Here is a 2387-nt window from a genome sequence, read left to right as displayed (position 1 = left end):
TTGTTTTTGCTCTAGAGCGAACTAATCAATTAAGTCTCTTGCCAGATAAGGATTTAGTCGATTTATGCCCCCCTATCGAACCATACCAAGTAACGAAGAACCGAATTTTATCTGAATTTATGAGTTGAAATCGATTTTTCATGGACAGAGTTCTTAAAACCTGTCTATCTCCAGCGTTGGATGATAATTATCTGTCAAAAAATAATGCTTCTACACAAGTTCTCTATTTAAATAAGAGAATTTTATCTGATTTTTTTCAAAATGAGAACTGCTGCAATAAATCTACTGTAAAAGATGATAAAGTTCCTATTGTCAATGCTTATTGGCTAAATTATTATGCTATTTGGTGGCACGTCTGAATTTTCCACAAATGCTACCCCCCCAATCTCCTATCAAGTGGTTAGCTCACTTCCTGGGCGAATCCGCTGGCGTGTCCCTTCCCTGCGCCAAAACCTAACAGGACAAAATATTCTCCAGGGAGCGATCGCTGCTCTAGAAAGCGTTACCAGCGTCCGCATCAACCCCTAGGCTAACTCAATCATTGTCACCTTTGCTGAAGGGAAAATGTCTCCCGCACAATTAGAGCAAGAACTGGCAACCGCGATCGGCAAGGCCGCAGCTTCGGCGAACCCAGGGGCAGAAGTCCCCCAGAAAGCTGAATTCAAGGCGGAAAAACAAGTTCCTCGTCCCCCGGAAGAGAAATTGCTGGTGAGGGAAAATCTGGCCGATGCAAAGGTGGAACAGACCCAAACAGTGATCAGTCCCCAGACAGGAGAAAGTAAAGATGATAAAAATCCTCTAAACGAGATACCGAGCCAAACTTTAGTTTATCGGCAGCTGGAAGCCTTACCCGTCAATTCTTGGCAGCGCCAGTGTCAAGAGCAGGCTGAATCAATCGAGAAACTAGAAGACTGCCTCGCCGCCTTACAGCCGGTGGCAGCGATCGGTTCAGCTTGGCTGAGGCGGTGGTACGTCCACAGTCCGGCAACCATAGATTGCGCTACCAGCACCGGCAGAAGCTCGATTGAAAAAATATCGCAAATACCTTTAAAAGTTCCAAAATACAGGCTCGCAATCTCTATTTCAGGTACGAGGAGTGCAACTGATTAGGCCTTGTCTGGGACTAAATTGCCAATTCGATCGAGAATTTTTACCCGAAGGGAAAAGAGGGGCCAGTTTACTGCTCTCGCCTGAGAATTGACTGCTAGGCTATCCTGAGAAAACCATACCGTTTCAACTAAACTAGATCTGTGAAAATCAAGGCTCTTAAAAATGACCGCCAAGCCCAAAATGATTTTTCGGCTGACTTCTCCCATCAACCGGTTTCTCTTCACGCTGACAGTGGCAATTTTCGTTTATTTAATCACGGGAGAATTTTACCAGGAATTGCGGTTTCTCTTGGCTTACGATCTAGCGATACTAAGTTATTTGAGTGTTTTAGCAGTGCAAATGTCCAAAGCGACTGCGGAAGATACCTTTCGTCTGTCTCAACAGCAAGAACCCAAGGGTATTAGCACTTTATTTGCTGTGCTGCTATTTTCTGGTATGGGGTTAATTGCTCTTTCTTTATTACTCAACAACTCCAAGAAATGGACTCCCTTGTTGACGAATTTGCACATGGGACTGTCCCTATTAGCGATCTTTTTGTCTTGGACTCTGGTACATACTTTTTTTGCTCTGTATTATGCCAGACTCTAGTACGATGAACTATCCGCAGAAGATTCATCCGCTTACCGCAAAGGTTTAGACTTTCCCAATCAAGAACTTGTGGATTATTGGGATTTTATGTATTACTCTTTTACTATCGCTATGTGTTACCAGACATCGGACGTATCCGTTGAAAGCGTTGCGATGCGACGCATGACACTCTTTCATTCCATCCTCTCTTTTATCTTAGTAGCAGTAGTCATCGGTTTAGTGGTAAACATAATTTCTAATCTCATTTAATTGTGTCTGATCTCAAACGAGCCAAATGTCTATCGGGGATATCTCCCCTGCTTATGGTGATCAGTAAATCTGATATTTTGTATTCTGCTATACATTCTTCCCCATGATGTTGAGAGAACCACCTCTTTTAGATGTGGCTGCGGTACGATCTCATAGGTGTAGTTTTTTAACCCACATTCCGCACCCTAGTCGTTGAAATCAAAAGTTGCTCTAGCCCTTGTATAGTAAGACTTTTAGCGATTACTAAGAATTATGAAGTGTCACACTCTAGTCAGCGATCGCCAGCTTAATGAGAGTTTATCTCAATAATTTGGTATCAGAGCTATCAGATTTTTAGGGCTAATTGTGCATCTGCTGGGCAAACAAATTAGCCTGTAATTCAGAGCCGGCAATCGTTTTGACGATTTAGATAAAATTTTCAATGTGACACTTTAGGGTGC

The 2387-nt window shown here is 42.9% G+C and carries 2 protein-coding genes and 1 pseudogene; all 3 read left to right on the top strand.

Annotated elements, in window-relative coordinates; all coding sequences use genetic code 11:
- The first annotated feature begins 336 nt into the window (after positions 1-336).
- The 3 genes and pseudogenes from PX482_RS04575 to PX482_RS04565 all read left to right on the top strand — a co-directional run bounded on the left by PX482_RS04575 (position 337) and on the right by PX482_RS04565 (position 1947).
- Positions 337-528 carry an HMA2 domain-containing protein gene (locus PX482_RS04575; protein WP_002757656.1) on the top strand — a complete coding sequence of 64 codons (192 nt, stop codon included), beginning with the start codon at positions 337-339 and terminating at the stop codon, positions 526-528.
- Between the two features lie 36 nt (positions 529-564).
- Entirely contained in the window at positions 565-1110 is a 546-nt protein-coding gene (locus PX482_RS04570; RefSeq protein ID WP_002757655.1) for a hypothetical protein, read from the top strand.
- 162 nt (positions 1111-1272) lie between these two features.
- Positions 1273-1947, top strand: a pseudogene (locus PX482_RS04565) (DUF1345 domain-containing protein).
- The last annotated feature ends 440 nt before the right edge of the window (positions 1948-2387 follow it).

Source organism: Microcystis sp. M53602_WE12 (assembly GCF_030065455.1).
GTDB lineage: Bacteria > Cyanobacteriota > Cyanobacteriia > Cyanobacteriales > Microcystaceae > Microcystis > Microcystis aeruginosa.
This window is presented reverse-complemented; position numbering and strand designations above follow the sequence as displayed.

What these genes read in the sequence shown, in the direction of transcription:
- PX482_RS04575 (WP_002757656.1), top strand. Translation starts at nt 337, where the DNA reads ATGCTATTTGGTGGCACGTCTGAATTTTCCACAAATGCTACCCCCCCA.
- PX482_RS04570 (WP_002757655.1), top strand. Translation starts at nt 565, where the DNA reads ATGTCTCCCGCACAATTAGAGCAAGAACTGGCAACCGCGATCGGCAAG.